The sequence below is a fragment of the Streptomyces sp. NBC_00377 genome (genome assembly GCF_036075115.1).
In the GTDB taxonomy this organism is placed as follows: domain Bacteria; phylum Actinomycetota; class Actinomycetes; order Streptomycetales; family Streptomycetaceae; genus Streptomyces.
This window is the reverse complement of record NZ_CP107958.1, coordinates 4,758,978-4,777,816: the sequence shown is the minus strand read 5'-3', so window position 1 is coordinate 4,777,816 and position 18,839 is coordinate 4,758,978. Positions and strand designations below refer to the sequence as shown.

The window sequence follows — 18,839 nt, the reverse complement described above, 5'->3', positions numbered from 1 at the left end:
GACAGGTCCTTCGGCTCCGGACCCCCTTACGTACGACCGTACGATGGAGGGGGTCCAGTGCCATATCTAGGAGGATGACCGTGGCCGACGAGCTCACCCCGGCTGTGCCGGATGACGCTGCCACCGCAGCGGGCCCGGAGACAGAGTCCGAGGAGCCCCTCAAGCAGCGGAAGAACGGCCTGTACCCGGGCGTGTCCGACGAGCTGGCCGAGAGCATGAAGTCCGGCTGGGCGGACACGGAGCTGCGTGACCTGGAGCCGATCGCCCAGGCCGCGGAGACCGCCGCCCGCCGCGCCGCGCTCTCCGCGCGCTTCCCGGGCGAGCGCCTGGTGATCCCCGCGGGCAACCTGAAGACCCGCTCGAACGACACCGAGTACGCCTTCCGCGCCTCCGTCGAGTACGCGTACCTCACCGGCAACCAGACGGAGGACGGCGTCCTCGTCCTGGAGCCCGAGGCCGACGGCCACAAGGCGACGATCTACCTGCTGCCGCGCTCCGACCGCGAGAACGGCGAGTTCTGGCTGTCGGGTCAGGGCGAGCTGTGGGTCGGCCGCCGGCACTCGCTCACCGAGGCGCAGCAGCTGTACGGCATCCCCGCCTCCGACGTGCGCGAGCTGGCGGACAGGCTGCGCGAGGCGAGCGGCCCGGTACGGGTCGTGCGCGGCCATGACGCCGGTATCGAGGCGGCCCTGACCGACAAGGTCACCGCGGAACGCGACGCCGAACTGCGCGTCTTCCTCTCCGAGGCCCGGCTGATCAAGGACGACTTCGAGATCGGCGAGCTCCAGAAGGCCGTCGACTCCACGGTCCGCGGCTTCGAGGACGTCGTGAAGGTCCTCGACCGGGCCGAGGCGACCAGCGAGCGCTACATCGAGGGCACGTTCTTCCTCCGCGCGCGGGTGGAAGGCAACGACGTCGGCTACGGCACCATCGCCGCCGCCGGGCCGCACGCCTGCACACTGCACTGGGTCCGCAACGACGGCCCGGTCCGCTCCGGCGACCTGCTGCTGCTGGACGCGGGCGTGGAGACGCACACGTACTACACCGCCGACGTCACCCGAACCCTGCCCGTCGACGGCCGCTTCAGCGAGATCCAGAAGAAGATCTACGACGCCGTGTACGAGGCCCAGGAGGCCGGTATCGAGGCCGTCAGGCCGGGCGCCAAGTACCGCGACTTCCACGACGCCGCACAGCGCGTGCTGGCCGCGCGGCTCGTCGAGTGGGGTCTGGTCGAGGGCCCGGTCGAGCGGGTCCTGGAGCTCGGCCTCCAGCGCCGCTGGACGCTGCACGGCACCGGTCACATGCTCGGCATGGACGTCCACGACTGCGCCGCCGCGCGCGTGGAGTCCTACGTCGACGGGACGCTGGAGCCGGGCATGGTGCTCACGGTCGAGCCCGGGCTGTACTTCCAGGCCGACGACCTGACGGTGCCCGAGGAGTACCGGGGGATCGGCGTCAGGATCGAGGACGACATCCTCGTCACCCAGGACGGCAACCGGAACCTGTCGGACGGGCTGCCGCGCCGCTCCGACGAGGTCGAGGCCTGGATGACCTCGCTCAAGGGCTGACATCGCCGATCGATGGCCGGGTACCGGTGGTACCCGGCCATCGACCTGTCCGAGGGGCCTGTGCGCTCGGGCCCGGTGTGACGGCCGTCCGGGGGACTTCTGCCTAGGGGGACTGCGTGAACGACTTCTGGTCCGGTGTCGGCGTCGACCTGCATCTGGAGCCGGATGCCGCCGAGGGGCGGCGGGCCGGGCTGGAGCGGGCTCTGCGGGACGCCGTACGGGAGGGGCGGCTGGCGCCCGGGAGCCGGCTGCCGGCCACCCGGCGGCTCGCGGCCGAGACCGGCATCTCGCGCAACACGGTGAAGGCCGCCTACGACCAACTCGTCGCCGAGGGCTATCTCGCGGCGCAGCAGGGTTCGGGCACCCGGGTGGCGGCCCTGCCGTCCCTCGCCGCCGAACCGCCGGGCGCCGCCGCACGCACGCGTGAGCCACGTTTCGATCTGCGGCCCGGCAGCCCGGACGTCGGGGCGTTCCCGGCCTCGGCCTGGCTGCGGGCGCTGCGCCGGGCCATCGCGACGGCGCCCTCACTGGCGTACGACTACGGCGACCCGCGCGGCCGCATCGAACTGCGCTCCGCGCTGTCGGGGTACCTGGGGCGGGCGCGGGGCGTCATCGCGCCGCCGGAACGGATCGTGATCACCTCCGGGTACGTGCAGGGCCTCGCTCTCCTCACGCGCGTGCTGGGCGGCGCCGGTATCGCGATGGAGGACCCGGGGCTGCCCTTCCACCGGGAGGTCGTACGGCGCAACGGCGGGACCGTGGCGCCGGTGCGGGTCGACGAGCGCGGGGTGCGCGTCGGTGAACTGGGCGACGCCGGAGCCGTGGTCGTCACGCCCGCGCACCAGTACCCGACCGGCGTGACACTGCACCCGGGCCGGCGACGGGCGCTGACGGAATGGGCACGCGCGCGTGACGCGCTGATCGTCGAGGACGACTACGACGGGGAGTTCCGCTACGACCGGCAGCCCGTCGGCGCGCTCCAGGGAATGGCCCCGGGGCAGGTCGTCTATCTGGGCACCGCCTCCAAGACGCTCGGGCCCGCGCTGCGGCTCGGCTGGATGGTCCTGCCGCCGCGGCTGGTGGACGTCGTCGCGGACGCCAAGCTGCACAGCGACCACCACACCGAGTCCATCGGGCAGCTCGCGCTCGCGGAGCTGATCGGCAGCCACGCCTACGACCGTCATGTACGCGCGTGTCGGCTGCGCTACCGCCGCCGCAGGGACCTGCTCCTGGACCGGCTCGGGACACGCAGGGGCGTGCGCGGGATCGCGGCCGGGCTGCACGCGCTGGTGGAGGTCGACGACGAGGCCGAGGTGCACGCGCGCGCGGAGGCCGAAGGGCTCGCGGTGGGCCGCCTCGGCGAGCACTGGCACGACCCCGCCGAGGGCCCGGACACCCGAGCGCAGGGGCTGGTGGTGGGCTACGGCACACCCCGGGAACGGATGTACCCGGAGGCACTGGAGGCGCTGGTGAAGGTGCTGGACGGCGGCTGAAGGGGCCTGGTCGGCGGCACGTGGACGGCCGGTGCCCTGGCCGACGGCCGCGGCGGCCGGTGCCCCGGCGACGGCCGGTGCGGCGGCGGGGACGCTGCTGTGGCGGGGGATGCTGTGGCGGCGGCGGTCAGCGGCGGCCTCGGACAGCGGCCGGTCCGGGCCGTCAGGTCGGGCCGGCGGTCGGAGCCGTCAGGTCGGGCCACCCGGTCCGGGCCGTCAGGTCGGGGCGGCGGTCGGGGCCGTCAAGTCGGGCCACCCGGTCCGGGCCACCCGGTCCGGGCCGTCAGGTCGGGGCGGCCGGGCGGCCTGAATTGGGCCAAGGAAAGGTGGTCCGAGTGGTGCTGCCCGGAGGCCCACCGGGTCCCTAGCGTCGTCCCTATGACGACGAAGACTCCCCCGAGCAAGACTCCCCCGCAGCAGAGTCCCTCGCGGCGGACCTCGCCGCAGGGTCTGCTCGCTCTGGCCCAGTTGAGCAACTCGGTCGGTGACGGCGCGTACTACACGACGTCCGCCCTGTACTTCACCCAGGTGATCGGTCTCGCGCCCGCGCGCGTAGGGCTCGGGCTCACCCTCGGGTGGGCCGTCGGTTCGCTGGCCGGGGTGCCGTTGGGGCGGCTGGCCGACCGGCGTGGGGCGCGCGGGACGGCGGTGCTGCTGGCGCTCGCCACCGGGCTCGCGGTGGCGTCCTTCACCCTCGTGCGCGGGTTCGTCCCGTTCGTCCTCGTGGCGTGCGGGTACGCCGCCGCGCAGTCGGGGCTCGCGGCGGCCAGGCAGGCGCTGCTGGCCGCCCTGGTGCCCGCCGGGGAGCGGACGGGCCTGCTCGCACGGCTCCAGGCGACGCTGAACGCGGGTCTGGCGGTGGGCGCCGGACTCGGCGGGCTCGCGCTGCACTCCGGGACCCGGGCGGCCTACCTCGGGGTGTTCGTGGTCGACGCGGTGAGTTTCCTGGGGTGCGCGCTGCTGCTCGCCGGGCTGCCCCGGGTGACTCCCGGGGGTGTCCGTCCGCGCGGGAGCGGCCTGGGGGTGCTGCGGGACCGGCCGTACTCCCTCGTGGCGCTGTTGAACACCGTGCTGCTGCTGCGGATGCCGCTGCTCAGTCTCGTGCTGCCGCTGTGGATCACCGAGCGGACGGGGGCGCCCGCCTGGCTGGTGTCCGCGCTGTTCGTGCTCAACACCGCCGCGGTGACGGTGTTCCAGGTGCGGGCGGCGCGTGGTGTGACCGGGCTGGCGAGCGCCACGCGCGCGGTGCGCCGTGCGGGTTGGGTGATGTGCGCCGCGTGCGCGGTGTTCGCCCTGTCGGCGGGTGCCTCACCGTGGGTGGCGGCGGGCGTGCTGGTGCTGGGTTCGGTGCTTCAGGTGGCGGCGGAGATGGGGCAGTCCGCGGGCTCCTGGCAGCTCTCCTTCGACCTGGCTCCGGCCGACCGCGTCGGCGAGTACCAGGGGCTGTTCGGCACCGGGGTCACGGTGGCCCGCACCCTCGGCCCGCTGGTCCTGACCTGGCTGCTGGTCGAGTGGGGGACGCCCGGCTGGCTGCTGCTGGGCGCGGCGATGGTCGCGGCGTCGTACGCGATGGGCCCGGCGGCCCGGCGGGCCGCCGCCAAGCGGACGGAGCCGGCGGCGGGGTTGATCCCGGTCGGCTGACGGCGCCGCAGCGGAGCGGCACCGGCCGAGTGCCCGGGCCAGGTGTTCGACCGCGCACCACCGGTGACCGACCGAGGGCCGTGCGGACCGCTCGGCTCCCCGATCGCCCCGGTCTTCCGCCCTCGCGCTCTCCCGCTCTCCCGCTCTCCCTGCCGCCGACGTCCCGTCAAGCCGCCCGGGTGAGCGCGAGGACCGGCAGGGAGTCGACGAAGAGTGCGCCAGCCAGGAGGCCGGCGCTGCCGCGTGGGCTCCACGCGCGCGCGTGGAGGTCGGTGTCCAGGTCGTCGAGGGCCGCGCGGCCCGCGGGGGTCGCCGTGCCGCCCGCCTCCAGGATGCCGCGGGCGCCGGACTGGACATGGCGCAGTCCCAGCGGGCCCGCGGTGTGCAGGAGTTCGGTGTCCTGGAGGGTGGACATGACGGTGAGCAGGGCGTCGAGACGGGCCTCGGGCTCGTCCGCACCGGCCGAGCGGGCCGCAGCGAGCGCGTCCAGGGCCCGTCGTACGTGCGGGAATCCGGCGCGTGCCTCGCCGCGGGCGCCGGCCGCGCCGTACTTCGCCGAGACCGTCGCGCCCCGCGAGGGCCGCCGTGGAGCGGCCCGGTCGGGGTGGGCCGCGATGCGCTTGGCGGTCGCGGCGACCTCGACGCCCCGCGCGCGGGTGTCGAGGGCGGCCGCCGCCACGAGCAGACCGAGCGTCCACAGCGCACCCCGGTGCCCGCCGCCCGCTAGGCCCACCGAGTGCTCGGTGCACCTCCCGATCGCGCCCAGCTCCGCGCGGAGCCGCGGCGTGGGCTCACCGGTGCGGCGGGCGGCCGCGGCCATCGCCGCGAGGCCGGGTGCGAGCGCCTTGGCCGACCAGCGCAGCCCCCGGTGGTCCCTGCGGGTGACGCGGGCGGCCAGGTCGCGTGGGTCGGGCAGGCCCGGCTTGGGGGCCAGGGCCAGTTGCCCGGTCAGCGCGGCCACCGCGGCCTGCGCGAGCGCCTCGTCCTCACGACTTGTCATGTACCGACCCTATGAGGAGGCGGAGGCCCGACGGGGCGTCGCTCGGCGGAGCGCCTGTGGGGGCGTCTCCTCGGTGATGCCCTTGCGCACCAAGGCGCCGTCGAGGCGGTAGCCCTTCGGTGACGCTCGTCATCAAAGTCATACGGCTGCTGCTCGTCGAGGTGGAGGTGACGGACGACGAGGCGCTCGTCCCGTCGTCCGCGACCGTGCCGGCGAAGGCCGACTGGTACCCGGCGAAGACGAGTCCGCCGGCCGCGGCCGTGCCGCCGGCCACCGCGAGGGCGCGACGCCGAATGAGGGGGGTGTCCTGGTGGTTTCCCGTCATGGACATGAACGTAGGAACGCCACCCGTCAGCGGCATGGGGGAACGCTGAGAGGGACCTGTGAGTGCTGCGGAAGCCGAACTCCCGCTTGCCTGACGGCTGGTGCGCACCCTGATAGGCCGGAGTCCCGGCCCGTCGGGGACACCCGGGCCGACCGGAGTCGACGACCGGTCAGACCGCCATGAGGGGAGCGTCCTTGCGCCACTTGAGGATCTTGTCGAAGCTCACCACCGCGCCGCTGCGTCCCGGCTTGTTGCCGATGTGGACGTGGTCGGCGAGTTCCTGGATGAGGTAGAGGCCCCGGCCCTGCTCGGCATAGGTGTCGCTGCGGGCGGAGCGGTCGACGCGCGGCGTGCGCCCGCCGGTGAACCCCGGCCCGGAGTCGGCCACTTCGATGCGGCATGTCTCACCGTCGAGGTAGGCGGTGACGCGGTAGGCCTCCGAACAGCCGCCGTGCGCGGTGTCGCCGCCGTGCTCGACGGCGTTGGCGCAGGCCTCGCTCAGCGCGACGGAGAGGTCGTAACTGACGTCGGGATCGACGCCCGCCGTCTCCATGGTGCCGAGCAGCAGGCGGCGGGCGAGCGGAACGCTCGCGGCTTCGCGCCGCAGATGGAGTGACCACCAGATGCTCATGCTCCAGCCTCCTGGCTGCGGCTCGACATACCGATACGTATTGCCCCTGGAAGCCCTCTGTAAGCGTGAATTCCACGTGATGCCGCCCATATGGGGGATGCACGCAGCCCTGAAAACGGTGTATGTAGGAATCAGGGGTCATCATTCGCACCAGTCATCACAGAAGGTGATCTTCCGCATCGTACGCAAACCTTGTGGACCTGCCGTATGACCGTGGTGAAGCCAGTGCGATGATGAGCCCGCCATGTCTGCCCCCCACAGCGAACGCGCGAGTCGCGATCTACGGCTGCTGCGGGCCGCGGTGTTCGCCGCGGTCTGCGTCGTGCTGGCCGCCGCCGGGCACACCATGGCCTCCTGCGCCACGGTTCCGCTGTGGACGGTGGGCGCGGGCTTCCTTGGCGTCCTCGCGGTCGTGGCGCCACTCGCCGGACGCGAGCGGTCGCTGCCGGGTATCGCGGGACTGCTCGCGGTGGGGCAGTCCCTGCTGCACACGCTGTTCGGACTCGGCCAGCACAGCGCTTCCGTCTCCGCCTCGGCCGCCCGTTCGGTTTCCGCCTCCGTGTCCACCGCGTCGTCGGCCCTGTCCGACGCCACGCTCGTCGAACGGGCGACCCGGCTGGTGTGCGGGGCAACGGCGGCGGCGATCAGCCCCGCCCAGGCCCAGAAGATCCTCGTCGACGCGCGGCTCTACCCGAGCGGCGGCGACACCGCCGGCGCCGGTACGGACATGAGCGGCATGAGCGGGATGGGTTCCACGTCGCACCATGCCGCGGACGCGCTGGCGCCCGCCGGCTCGTCGATGTCGCTGCTGCCGTCCCTGCCCATGCTGCTCGGGCACGTCCTCGCGGCCGTCGCCGCCGGGTGGCTCCTGCGGCGCGGCGACACCGCCCTGCTGCGGCTGCTCGCCCTGTCGGCACACGGCGTCGCCGAGGGGGCGCTCGTACGCTCCCTGCGCGGGGCGCTCGCGCTGGTGCGTGCCCTGCTCTCCGGGCTGCCCACCGCCCCCGGGGCGCAACCGCGCGTCCCGCGCACCACCCTGCCGGCGACGCCCGCCCCCCGCACCGCCGCACTCCAGCACTCGGTGATCAGACGCGGACCGCCGGCCACGGCCGTTCTCGACCTCGCTGCCTGACGCGACACGACCAGCACTCCACCACCGGGGGGCGGCCGCCGTCGTGCGGCACGCGCGCGTGCGCACCTTTCGTGCCCACGCCTCTCCCACCCGCAGATTCACTCAGAGTGGAGTGCTCGCTTTCATGAAGGCCTCTCGTATCGCCTCCCGCGTCGCCGCCGCCGCTGCCGTCGCCGGTTCCGCCGTTCTCGTCCTGTCCTCGCCCGCCTTCGCGCACGTCAGCGTCGCCGCCGAGGGCACCGCAGCCAAGGGCGGTTACGCGGTCGTCGACTTCAAGGTCCCCAACGAGCGCGACAACGCCTCGACCACCAAGCTCGAGGTCGCCTTCCCGGCCGACCACCCGCTGGCCTCCGCGATGCCAGAGCCGATCAACGGCTGGAAGATCGACGTGACCAAGTCGAAGCTCGCCAAGCCCATCGAGCTGCACGGCAAGCAGATCTCCGAGGCCGTCTCCAAGATCACCTGGACCGCCACCGGCAAGGGCATCGAGGCCGGCTACTTCCAGAAGTTCCCGGTCTCCGTCGGCGCGCTCCCCGAGGACGCCGACGAACTCGTCTTCAAGGCGATCCAGACGTACTCCAACAAGGAGGTCGTGCGCTGGATCGAGGTCCAGAAGGACGGCGCGGAGGAGCCCGAGAACCCGGCCCCCGTGCTCGCCCTGGGCGCCGCCTCCGAGGACGGGCACCACGGCGCGAGCGCCGAGGACGCCTCCGACAAGTCCGACGACGCCGAAGCGGCCGCCGCCACCACCGAGGCCGCCTCCGACTCCGGCGGCACCGACACGACCGCCCGGGTCCTCGGCGTGGTCGGCATCGTCGTCGGCGCCGCCGGTGTGGCGTACGGAGTGCTCGCCGGCCGCCGTCGCACCACGGCCGACGCCTGAGCCCACTTCCCGCGCCGGGCGGCCGACCGCCGCCCGGCGCATGCTCCTCGACGGTGCGCACCGGGGCCGTACGCCCTTACGGACACCCCGCCCCGGACCCCCGGTGCGCACCCGAGTTCACACATCTGGGACATTTTTCTATGCGCAAGAAGACGTTCGCCGTGGCCGCGCTGTTCGCCGCCGCCACCCTCACCCTCTCCGCGTGCGGCGGCGACGACAGCGGCAGCAGCCCCGTCGCCGCGGTCTCCGAGGACGGCAAGCAGCGGGTCGTGACCGTGCTCGACCAGCCCTTCACCAAGCCCGGCCTGGTCCTCACCGACACCCAGGGCAAGAGTTACGACCTGCGCAAGGAGACCGCGGGCCACCCGACGCTGATCTACTTCGGCTACACCAACTGCCCCGACGTCTGCCCGCTGACGATGAACAACATCGCCGTCGCCAAGAAGCAGCTGCCCAAGGCCGAGCAGGACGACCTGCGCGTCGTGTTCGTCACCACCGACCCGGACCGCGACACCCCGGCCGCCCTCGGCAAGTGGCTCAAGGGCATCGATCCGCAGGTCGTCGGCCTGAGCGGGAAGTTCGCCACCATCCAGGCCGCCGCCTACGCCCTCGGCATCTCCGTCGAGGCACCCCACAAGGACAAGAACGGCAAGATCGTCTCCACCCACGGCACCCAGGTCATCGCCTTCTCGCCGAAGACGGACGCGGGGTACCTCCTGTTCGACGAAGAGGCCACCGTCGACGACTACACCAAGGACCTCCCCAAGATCGTCAAGGGCGAGAACCCGTGAGGCGCATACCACCCGTGATTCCGGTACGGCCCCCGCGACTGCGCAGCGTGCCCCTCGCGGTGATCACCGGCGCGCTGCTGCTCGCGGGATGCGGGTCCGGCTCCGACGGGCGGGCCGAACTGTCCGTCCGGGCCGCCTACATCCCGCAGCCCGTCTCCGACACCATGGCCGCCGGTTTCCTGACCATCGTCAACGAGGGCGGCGCGAAGGACGAGCTGACCTCCGTCACCAGTACCGCGGCGGGCAGCGTCACCCTCCACGAGACCGTCGGCTCGTCGATGGAGGAGGTCGCGTCCCTGGACGTGCCCGCACACGGTCAACTCGTGTTCAAGAGCGGCGGAAACCACCTGATGTTCGAGAAGCTGAAGAGCAAGCCGGTGCTGGGCGAGAAAGTGACCGTCCGACTGCACTTCGCCGCGTCCGACCCCGTCGAGGTCGAGATCCCGGTGGAGTCCGCCACGTACAACCCGCAGACCGGCCACTGAGGGAGGGACCACCTTGACGCAGACCATCGCCCCCCGCGTCCGGATGCTCGTACTGCTGTTCCTGGCAGTCACCGGCGCACTCCTGGCCGGCGCCGGGCCCGCATCCGCGCACGCCGCGCTGACCGGCAGCGACCCCGCGCAGGGGGTGGTGGTCGACAAGGCACCCACGCAGGTCTCGCTGACCTTCTCCGAGACCGTCTCGATGAACGACGACTCGCTGCGCGTCCTGGACCCCAAGGGCACCCGGGTCGACACCGGCAAGCCGTCCGAGCTCAGCGGCACGACCTACGCCGTGCAACTGCACTCGGGGCTGCCCGACGGCACCTACACCGTGACCTACCAGGTGGTGTCCGCCGACAGCCACCCCGTCGCCGGCGCCTACACCTTCTCCATCGGCTCCCCCTCCGCGACCAGCGTCTCGGTGTCCGACCAGGCAGCCGGCGGTGGTGTCGTCGGCGGGCTCTACGGCTTCGGCCGATACCTGTCGTACGCCGGATTCATCGTGCTGGTGGGCGGGGCCGCCTTCGTGCTGGCCTGCTGGCAGCGCGGCAGCGGGGTGCGCGCGCTCCAGCGGCTCGTAGTCTCCGGCTGGCTCGCGATGACCGGGGCCACCCTGTTCCTGCTGCTCCTGCGAGGCTCCTACACGACCTCCGGCAAGGTCGGCGACATCTTCGACCTCGGCCTCCTCGGGGAGGTCCTACAGACCAAGACGGGCGCGGCCCTGGTGTCCCGGCTGCTGCTGCTCGCCGCGGCCGCGCTGTTCATCGCCGTGCTCTTCGGCGCGTACGCCCGCCCCTCTGCCACCGCCACCGTGAACGACGACGCAGCGCCCCCACCGTCCGATGCGGGCGAGGGCGACGACAAGCGTGACCTCACCTTCGGACTCGCCATCGGCGGGACCGTCGTCGCCGCCGGGCTCGCGGCCAGCTGGGCCATGGCCGAGCACGCCTCGACCGGACTTCAGCCGGGCATCGCGATGCCGGTCGACGTGCTGCACCTGCTCGCCGTCGCAACCTGGCTCGGCGGGCTCGCCGCGCTCCTCGTCGCGCTCTACCGGGCGCCCGCGGACCGGCCCGTCGACAGCACGGCGGCCCGCCGCTTCTCCCGGCTGGCCTTCGGCAGTGTCCTCGTCGTGGTCGCCACCGGCACCTACCAGTCCTGGCGCCAGCTCGGCTCCTGGTCCGCCTTCACCGACACCGGCTACGGCCAGCTGCTGCTCGTCAAGATCGGGCTCGTGGCGCTGCTCGTCGGCATCGCGTGGATCTCGCGCCGGTGGACGGCACGGCTGGCGGACACACCGGCCGGGGAGGCGGTACAGGAGTCGGCGCAGGAGAAGGAACGCGTCACGGCATCGGCCGGGACCGGCGGCACCGCCGAGCAGGCGTCCGGCGACACCGTGACCGGCTCCACGAGCGACGGAACCGGGTCGGGAAGCGCCAAGTCCGTGTCGGGAAGCGGGAAGGGCCCGGGAAGCGCCGAGCGGGCCGCACAGCTCGCCCGGCAGCAGGCCGCTGTCGACGCCACCCGGGAGAAGCGGCTGCGGGACTCCGACACCCACCGCTTCGGACTGCGCCGGTCGGTGCTCGCCGAGGCCGGCGTCGCCGTCGTGGTGCTCGCCGTGACCACCGTCCTGACGTCGACCGAACCCGGGCGGACCGAGCAGGACGCCGCCAGGGCCAACCGTCCCTCTTCCTCGTCCTCCGCGGCGGACTCCACGTCGGGCGCCCTCACACTGGACATGTCGTTCGACACCGGCGGCACGGACGGCAAGGGCGTGGTCAGCGTCGACTTCGACCCGGCGCGTGCCGGGGCGAACGAGATGCACGTGTACGTGACCCGGCCCAACGGCCGCGCCTTCGACGTACCCGAGGTGAAGGTCGCCTTCACCCTCGAGGCCAAGAAGATCGGGCCGCTGCCCGTCGTCCCCGACCACATCACCACCGGCCACTGGTCGGCGAACGGCGTGCAGATCCCCCTGGCCGGCGAGTGGACCATCGCCGTCACCGTCCGGACCTCCGACATCGACCAGGTGACCGTCTCCAAGAACGCGCAGATCGGCTGAACCGCACCATGCCCGACCAGTCCACTCCGCAGGCCCTTCCCGAGGCCCGTACCTCCGGGGAAGCAGAAGCAGGTGTCCCCTCGGAAACCCCCTCTTCCGAGGGTCTGACACGACGCAGGCTGCTCGGCACCGCAGGCGCCACCGGGCTCGCACTCGGCGCGGTCGGCGGTGCCGTCGGCTACACGGCCGCTCCCTCGCCGACGACGCCGCTCTCCTCGATCGGTTCCGACGAGGCGATGTTCCACGTGAAACATCAGCCCGGGATCACCCAGGGCCTCCAGGCCCGCGGTCATCTCGTCGCCTTCGATCTCGCGGCAGGTGCGGGGCGCAAGGAGGCCGCCGCGCTGCTGCGCCGCTGGTCGGAGACGGCCCGGCGGCTGATGGCAGGCGAAGCCGTCGCGACCGGTGACTCTGATGTGGCCAGGGACGCCGGTCCTTGCTCGCTGACGGTGACCTTCGGTTTCGGCAACACCTTCTTCGCCCGCACCGGCCTGGAGAAACAACGTCCGGTCGCCCTGGACCCGCTCCCCGACTTCTCCTCCGACCACCTCGACAGGACACGCAGCAACGGCGACCTGTGGGTGCAGATCGGCGCGAACGACGCCCTGGTGGCCTTTCACGCCCTGCGCGCGATCCAGAAGGACGCGGGCAGCGCGGCGAAGATCCGCTGGCAGATGAACGGCTTCAACCGGACACCGGGCGCCACCGCCCATCCCATGACGGCCCGCAATCTGATGGGCCAGATGGACGGCACCCGCAATCCCAAGCCGTCCGATTCCGACTTCGACCAGCGCATCTTCGTCCCGGCGGACAGCCCGAAGGACCCGGCGTGGATGGCCGACGGCTCCTACGCCGTCGTACGCCGCATCCGCATGCTTCTCGACGACTGGGAGAAACTGCCGGTCAAGGCGCAGGAGCAGGTCATCGGACGCCGCAAGTCCGACGGCGCGGCACTGTCCGGAGGCGGCGAGACGACCGAGATGGACCTGGAGAAGACCGACGCCAACGGCGATCTGGTTGTCCCGATCAACGCGCACGCCCGCATCACCCGCCCCGACCAGAACGGCGGAGCGGCCATGCTGCGGCGGCCCTTCTCCTACCACGACGGCATCGATCCGGACGGCACCCCGGACGCGGGACTGTTGTTCGTCTGCTGGCAGGCGGACCCGCTGCGCGGCTTCGTCACCGTGCAACGCAAACTGGACCGCGGCGACGCCCTGTCGACGTACATCCGCCACGAGTCGAGCGGCCTCTTCGCGGTGCCGGGCGGGGCGGCCGAGGGGGAGTACGTGGGGCAGCGGCTGCTGGAGGCGTGAGGTCACGCCCAGTCGTGCGGATTCATTCCTGCGAGGGGCTGTCATGAGACACGTACGCCTGCTTCGGCAAGGGCCATTAGGGTGAGGTCATGCCAGCGAGCTACGCGTATCTCGGCCCCGAGGGCACCTTCACGGAGGTCGCCCTGCGCACGCTTCCGGAGGCGGCCACCCGGCAGCTGATCCCGTACGTGTCGGTGCAGTCCGCGCTCGACGCGGTGCGCACCGGCGAGGCCGAGGCCGCGTTCGTGCCCATCGAGAACTCCGTCGAGGGCGGCATCACCACGACCCTGGACGAGCTGGTCGCGGGCACCCCGCTGATGATCTACCGCGAGGTGCTGCTGTCGATCACCTTCGCGCTGCTGGTCCGTCCCGGCACGAAGCTCACGGACATCAAGACGGTCTCCGCGCATCCGGCCGCGCAGCCGCAGGTGCGCAACTGGCTGAAGGCGAACCTGCCGGAAGCCGTCTGGGAGTCGGCCGCCTCGAACGCGGACGCCGCCCGGCTGGTCCAGGAGGGCCGTTACGACGCCGCCTTCGCGGGCGAGTTCGCGGCCACCCGGTACGGGCTGACCGCCCTGGAGACCGAGATCCACGACGCCGAGAACGCCCAGACCCGGTTCGTGCTGGTGGGCAGGCCTGCCCGGCCCGCGGCGCCGACCGGCGCGGACAAGACGTCCGTCGTGCTGTGGCAGCGTGACGACCATCCCGGTGGCCTGCGCGACCTGCTGGGCGAGTTCGCCACCCGGGGCGTCAACCTCATGCTGCTCCAGTCACGTCCGACGGGCGCAGGTATCGGCAACTACTGCTTCTGCGTCGACGCCGAGGGACACATCTCCGACCGCCGGATGGCCGAGGCGCTCATGGGGCTGAAGCGGATCTGCCGCGAGGTCCGCTTCCTGGGCTCGTACCCACGTGCGGACGTGAGCGCGACGGACGTGGACGCACCGCTGCCCGGCACCTCGGACGGGGAGTTCGTGGCGGCGTCGGACTGGGTGGCGCGCTGCCAGGACGGCCGGTTCTAGGCGCGACTCCGGACGACCCCGGAGACCGCGCCGGCCCTCGGGCGGAGCCGTTGCGGTCGGTCCGCGCGGCCGGTGCTAGCTGCACATCTTCGTTATCCACAGAAGTTATCCACAGGCTCGCTTCTCGACCTGGGGACAAGTCGACAACGAAGTGCCATCCAGTCGACAAATCGCCCTATGGCGCCCCATCGCGACCCCCACCCCCGGACCCACCCCTCGTCCAGCTGTTCCCCTCGATCCATCCCCCGGGAGGCCCATTTCCACTCGAAAGGGGGACCGAGGCGGGTTTGACCAAGGAAATGACCACCTCATACGGCGGTATCGGAATGATCAATTCCAATATCCACAGATCTTTCGCACACCCTGTGGATAACTGTTATCGGAGTGCAGGCACCTGTGGACAACAACTGCTCCAAGTCCCCTCCGGCGCAAGGGAATCGAGTCAATGAGACGCCCGCCACATGCCCCGTCCCGGGGAGTGAGACGCTTTTTATTGACACGTTGGGCAATTCACACATAACGCAACGTAAGCCAAGATTCGTGACCGTCCGCGCCCGGTGGGTAATGGTGTCGTAAGCCGGAACCCCGCACGGGTAGCCTTGGCCGCGTGATTGACCTTCGCCTGCTCCGTGAGGACCCCGACCGTGCGCGCGCTTCCCAGCGTGCCCGTGGAGAGGACGTCGCGCTCGTCGACTCCCTCCTCTCCGCCGACGAGCGGCGCAGGTCGTCCGGCGTCCGCTTCGACGAGCTGCGCGCCGAGCAGAAGGCGCTCGGCAAGCTCATCCCCAAGGCCTCCGCGGATGAGAAGGCCGAGCTGCTGAAGAAGGCGAGCCAGCTCGCCGCCGACGTCAAGGCCGCCGACGCCGAGCGCGACGCCGCCGACACCGAGACCCAGGAGCTGCTCCAGCGGCTCGGCAACCTCGTGCACCCCGACGTGCCCGTGGGCGGCGAGGAGGACTTCGTCACCCTCGAGACGCACGGCACGATCCGCGACTTCGGCGCCGAGGGCTTCGAGCCCAAGGACCACCTGGAGCTCGGCCAGATCCTCGGCGCGATCGACGTCGAGCGCGGCGCGAAGGTCTCCGGCTCCCGCTTCTACTTCCTCACCGGCGTCGGCGCCCTGCTGGAGCTGGCCCTGGTCAACGCGGCGATCGCCCAGGCCACCGCCGCCGGCTTCACGCCGATGCTGACCCCGGCGCTGGTCCGCCCCCAGTCCATGGCGGGCACCGGCTTCCTCGGCCAGGCGGCCCAGGACGTCTACCACCTCGACAAGGACGACCTCTACCTGGTCGGCACCTCCGAGGTCCCCCTGGCCGCGTACCACATGGACGAGATCATCGACGCGGACCGGCTGCCGTTGCGCTACGCGGGCTTCTCGCCGTGCTTCCGCCGCGAGGCCGGCTCGCACGGCAAGGACACCAAGGGCATCTTCCGCGTCCACCAGTTCGACAAGGTCGAGATGTTCTCGTACGTCACGCCCGAGGACTCGCAGGCCGAGCACCAGCGCCTGCTGGCGTGGGAGAAGCAGTGGCTCTCCGCGCTGGAGCTGCCGTTCCGGGTCATCGACGTCGCCTCCGGTGACCTCGGCTCCTCGGCCGCCCGCAAGTTCGACTGCGAGGCGTGGATCCCGACCCAGGGCAAGTACCGCGAGCTGACCTCGACCTCGGACTGCACCGAGTTCCAGTCCCGCCGGCTGTCGATCCGCGTCCGGGAGGGCAAGCAGGTACGCCCGCTGGCCACGCTCAACGGCACGCTGTGCGCCGTTCCGCGCACGATCGTCGCGATCCTCGAGAACCACCAGCAGGCCGACGGTTCCGTGTACGTGCCCGAGGTGCTGCGCCCCTACCTCGGCGGCCGTGAGGTTCTGGAGCCGGTGGCCAAGTGACCGCCGCTTTCCCCTACCGGCTCATCGCCACCGACCTCGACGGAACACTTCTGCGCTCCGACGACTCGATCTCCGGGCGCACCCGTGACGCCCTCGCCGCGGCCACCGCGGCGGGCGCCGCGCACATCGTGGTGACGGGCCGCGGGGTGCCGTGGACCCGGCACATCCTCGACGACCTCGGCTACGACGGCCTCGCGGTCTGCGGCCAGGGTGCCCAGGTCTACGACGCCGGCTCGCACCGCCTGCTGACCTCGGTGACCCTGGACAGGCAGCTGGCCGGGGTGGCGCTGGCCAAGATCGAGGCGGAGGTCGGCCCGCTGTACCTGGCGGCGAGCCGTGACGGCCTGGACGGGGATGTGCTGGTCGGCCCCGGCTACGCGCTCGCGGGAACCCTGCCGACGACTCCGTTCACCGATGCGTCCGATCTCTGGTCGGCTCCGCTGAGCAAGATCTACATACAGCATCCGAAGCTTTCGGACGACGCGCTGGCCGAGGCGGCCCGGCGGGCCGCGGGCGGCTTCGTCACGGTCGCGATGGCCGGCGCGGGCATCGTGGAACTGCTCCCTCTGGGCCTCTCCAAGGCGACGGGGCTCTCCCTGGCGGCCCGCCGCCTGGGCCTGAAAGCCGCCGACACCATCGCCTTCGGTGACATGCCCAACGACATCCCCATGTTCGCCTGGGCGTCCCGGGGCGTAGCCATGGCCAACGCCCACGAGGAACTCAAGGCCGTGGCGGACGAGGTGACCGCCTCCAACGACGAGGACGGCATCGCCACCGTTCTGGAACCCCTCCTGCCCACCTGAGCGACCTCAGCCGACGACGTCTCGACGCTGCGGGCTTGCGGGCTTGCGGGCTTGCGGGCTTGCGGGCTTGCGGGCTTGCGGGCTTGCGGGCTTGCGGGCTTGCGGGCTTGCGGGCTTGCGGGCTGTGCAGGGTGAGGCATACGCCTCGCGCCAGGCAATCAGGAACACAGCACCCCGCGGCCACCGATCGCCGCAGGCGATCAGGGGCGCGGGGAACTGCGCGACCAGCCACGACGCACCCGCACCCGTACAGCCACCGGTACCGATCACCCGGTCACCCGGTCACACCAGTGCTCGCGCCGGCTGACGCGAGCCCGAAAACTCACCCTCGGCACAAAACCCGCCAAGTCCCAGTGACAACGCCTCGCGGAGGATGCACGGATCGAACGTGCGCGGGGGAAACCCCCGACCACGGCTTAGCAAGCCGGTGCCTTGCCTCTCGGCCAATCCTCCGGGTGGGCGGCCCACGCGAGAGCGACATCGCGTGCTCGAAGCGGCCGCCCCGGGCAGCTCCCCTGCGGTGCGGGTCCGACGGAGGCGTAACTACTCCGCGACCCGCCGCCGGCTGCCCTGAAGGGAACTCGACGGACTGCCGTGCATGGGCATCGTCGCGCTCCTCTCCCGGTCTGTGGCACCGGATCCCTTCCGGCGCTGCGCGTACAACCACTGTGCCCGCAGGACAAGTTGGGCGCCACCGAATAAAACAGCCGTACGAACGGCGATGCCGGGCGGAGTCACCGGCGGCGCCACCTGCGTCGTCGGGCCTTGCTGAAGAACCAGCCCGCGGGCGGCTCGTCGGCCCGCCAGGGCTGCGGCTCGGGTGCCTCCGCGCGCCAGCGTGCGGCCAGCATCCGGGCCCGGGCGGACGGTTCGGACGTCTCGGCGGCCCGTATGAAGTCCTCGTCCAGGACGAGGCCGTTCCGGACCTCGTCCCCGGACCGCTCGCGACCGCCGCTCACCGGTTCGTCGTCCGCCATCCCCGTCCTCCCAGCCCTGTCCGCTTCGCCCAGTGTGTCGGGGCACAGGTGAAGCCGCCGTCAAGAACCAGCGGTCGCCGCCCGCCGGGGCCGCTCACTCCTCTCCGGCGAGCTTCAGCGCCCGCAGCTTCTGCCCCGCGAACCAGGTGGCCAGGACGGTCACCACGACCAGCAGGACCGTCGCCGTGGTCAGACCGACGTCGGAGGTGACGAGGTCCCCGCCGGCCACCTTGTGGGCGACGGCCAGCGACCACTGCTGGACGCTGAGCGTGCGCGCGCCCGGCACCAGCGACCCGAACAGGGCCTCCCAGACAAGGGCGTAGACGAGGCCGAAGACCACCGCGTGCCGGGACACCGTGCCCAGCAGCAGGAAGACCGCCGCGTAGGCGATGGAGGAGACCAGCGCGGCCACCGTGTAGGCGACGGCGATCTGCTGGCCGTTGCCGTTGAGGATGAAACCGGCGATGAGCGTGGGCAGCGCGGAGAACACCATCGTCACCGCGACGGCCACGATCAGCTTGGTGAAGATGATCGTCGGCCGCTTCAGCGGCTTGGAGAGCAGGTACACCACGGAGCCGTCGTCGATCTCCGGGCCGATCGCGCCCGTGCCCGCGATGACGCCGATGATCGGCACCATGGTGGCGAGGGCCAGGCCGCCGAGCAGGTCGGACGCCGTCTGGTCGTCGGCGCCCGCGAGGCCGCGCACCACCACGGAGATGGCGATCAGCAGAAGGGGCAGGGCGCCCAGGATGAGGGCCCGGCGGCGGCCGAGCAGGGCTCGATAGGTGAGCCGGGCGACTGTGGGGTCGTACATCTTTCGGCCTC

Annotated in this window: 17 protein-coding genes and 1 tRNA gene; 13 read left to right on the top strand and 5 right to left on the bottom strand. The window is 72.0% G+C overall.

The genetic code is table 11. The features are described from left to right. The first annotated feature begins 74 nt into the window (after positions 1–74). The 3 genes from OHS71_RS21435 to OHS71_RS21425 all read left to right on the top strand — a co-directional run bounded on the left by OHS71_RS21435 (position 75) and on the right by OHS71_RS21425 (position 4,702). Positions 75–1,568 (top strand): aminopeptidase P family protein, encoded by a 1,494-nt coding sequence (locus OHS71_RS21435; RefSeq protein WP_328480991.1) that lies wholly within the window; start codon positions 75–77, stop codon positions 1,566–1,568. Positions 1,569–1,684: 116 nt separating this feature from the next. After that, positions 1,685–3,061: a MocR-like pyridoxine biosynthesis transcription factor PdxR gene (pdxR, locus tag OHS71_RS21430; RefSeq protein WP_328480990.1), complete on the top strand. Its 1,377-nt coding sequence runs from the start codon at positions 1,685–1,687 to the stop codon at positions 3,059–3,061. A gap of 378 nt (positions 3,062–3,439) precedes the next feature. Further along, complete coding sequence (locus OHS71_RS21425) at positions 3,440–4,702, top strand: MFS transporter (protein WP_328480989.1); 1,263 nt, start codon at positions 3,440–3,442, stop codon at positions 4,700–4,702. A 166-nt stretch (positions 4,703–4,868) separates the two neighbouring features. Here OHS71_RS21425 and OHS71_RS21420 read toward each other — a convergent pair whose 3' ends face one another. After that, complete coding sequence (locus OHS71_RS21420; RefSeq protein ID WP_328480988.1) at positions 4,869–5,702, bottom strand: triphosphoribosyl-dephospho-CoA synthase; 834 nt, start codon at positions 5,700–5,702, stop codon at positions 4,869–4,871. 119 nt (positions 5,703–5,821) lie between these two features. Between OHS71_RS21420 and OHS71_RS41365 the strand changes: the two genes are divergently transcribed. Beyond that, positions 5,822–6,076 (top strand): hypothetical protein, encoded by a 255-nt coding sequence (locus OHS71_RS41365; RefSeq protein WP_443046996.1) that lies wholly within the window; start codon positions 5,822–5,824, stop codon positions 6,074–6,076. A gap of 120 nt (positions 6,077–6,196) precedes the next feature. Here the strand turns inward: OHS71_RS41365 and OHS71_RS21410 are convergent, their stop codons facing one another. Further along, positions 6,197–6,658, bottom strand: coding sequence for an ATP-binding protein (locus OHS71_RS21410; RefSeq protein WP_328480987.1), 462 nt, complete (start codon positions 6,656–6,658; stop codon positions 6,197–6,199). Between the two features lie 244 nt (positions 6,659–6,902). On the opposite strand from OHS71_RS21410, the gene OHS71_RS21405 reads away from it, so the two are divergent. From OHS71_RS21405 to OHS71_RS21365, 9 genes are all read left to right on the top strand, one after another. Next, the gene (locus OHS71_RS21405; RefSeq protein WP_328480986.1) at positions 6,903–7,790 is read left to right on the top strand and encodes a hypothetical protein; all 888 of its coding nucleotides are present in this window, start codon (positions 6,903–6,905) and stop codon (positions 7,788–7,790) included. 124 nt (positions 7,791–7,914) lie between these two features. Then, entirely contained in the window at positions 7,915–8,673 is a 759-nt protein-coding gene (locus OHS71_RS21400) for a YcnI family copper-binding membrane protein (RefSeq protein WP_328480985.1), read from the top strand. A gap of 140 nt (positions 8,674–8,813) precedes the next feature. Continuing rightward, positions 8,814–9,464 (top strand): SCO family protein, encoded by a 651-nt coding sequence (locus tag OHS71_RS21395; RefSeq protein WP_328480984.1) that lies wholly within the window; start codon positions 8,814–8,816, stop codon positions 9,462–9,464. Next, positions 9,461–9,949, top strand: a complete 489-nt coding sequence (locus tag OHS71_RS21390; RefSeq protein WP_398150557.1) for a copper chaperone PCu(A)C — start codon at positions 9,461–9,463, stop codon at positions 9,947–9,949. Before OHS71_RS21395 ends, OHS71_RS21390 begins: the two co-directional genes overlap by 4 nt. A 13-nt stretch (positions 9,950–9,962) precedes the next feature. Continuing rightward, a complete protein-coding gene (locus OHS71_RS21385) occupies positions 9,963–12,011 on the top strand; it encodes a copper resistance CopC/CopD family protein (protein ID WP_328480983.1) in 2,049 nt (682 codons plus the stop codon). Positions 12,012–12,019: 8 nt separating this feature from the next. After that, entirely contained in the window at positions 12,020–13,327 is a 1,308-nt protein-coding gene (gene efeB / locus OHS71_RS21380; protein ID WP_328480982.1) for an iron uptake transporter deferrochelatase/peroxidase subunit, read from the top strand. Between the two features lie 89 nt (positions 13,328–13,416). Beyond that, the gene (pheA, locus tag OHS71_RS21375) at positions 13,417–14,349 is read left to right on the top strand and encodes a prephenate dehydratase (RefSeq protein WP_328480981.1); all 933 of its coding nucleotides are present in this window, start codon (positions 13,417–13,419) and stop codon (positions 14,347–14,349) included. Between the two features lie 607 nt (positions 14,350–14,956). After that, positions 14,957–16,234, top strand: a complete 1,278-nt coding sequence (gene serS / locus OHS71_RS21370) for a serine--tRNA ligase (protein WP_328480980.1) — start codon at positions 14,957–14,959, stop codon at positions 16,232–16,234. After that, positions 16,231–17,037: an HAD family hydrolase gene (locus tag OHS71_RS21365; RefSeq protein ID WP_328480979.1), complete on the top strand. Its 807-nt coding sequence runs from the start codon at positions 16,231–16,233 to the stop codon at positions 17,035–17,037. Before serS ends, OHS71_RS21365 begins: the two co-directional genes overlap by 4 nt. A 367-nt stretch (positions 17,038–17,404) precedes the next feature. On the opposite strand, the gene OHS71_RS21360 is transcribed toward OHS71_RS21365, so the two are convergent. The 3 genes from OHS71_RS21360 to OHS71_RS21350 all read right to left on the bottom strand — a co-directional run bounded on the left by OHS71_RS21360 (position 17,405) and on the right by OHS71_RS21350 (position 18,828). Beyond that, positions 17,405–17,490: transfer RNA gene (locus OHS71_RS21360), tRNA-Ser, on the bottom strand. Positions 17,491–17,771: 281 nt separating this feature from the next. Then, complete coding sequence (locus OHS71_RS21355; RefSeq protein ID WP_328480978.1) at positions 17,772–18,014, bottom strand: SGM_3592 family protein; 243 nt, start codon at positions 18,012–18,014, stop codon at positions 17,772–17,774. Positions 18,015–18,108: 94 nt separating this feature from the next. Beyond that, on the bottom strand, positions 18,109–18,828 hold the full coding sequence (locus OHS71_RS21350) for an ABC transporter permease (protein WP_328480977.1): 720 nt from the start codon (positions 18,826–18,828) through the stop codon (positions 18,109–18,111). Between the last annotated feature and the right edge of the window lie 11 nt (positions 18,829–18,839).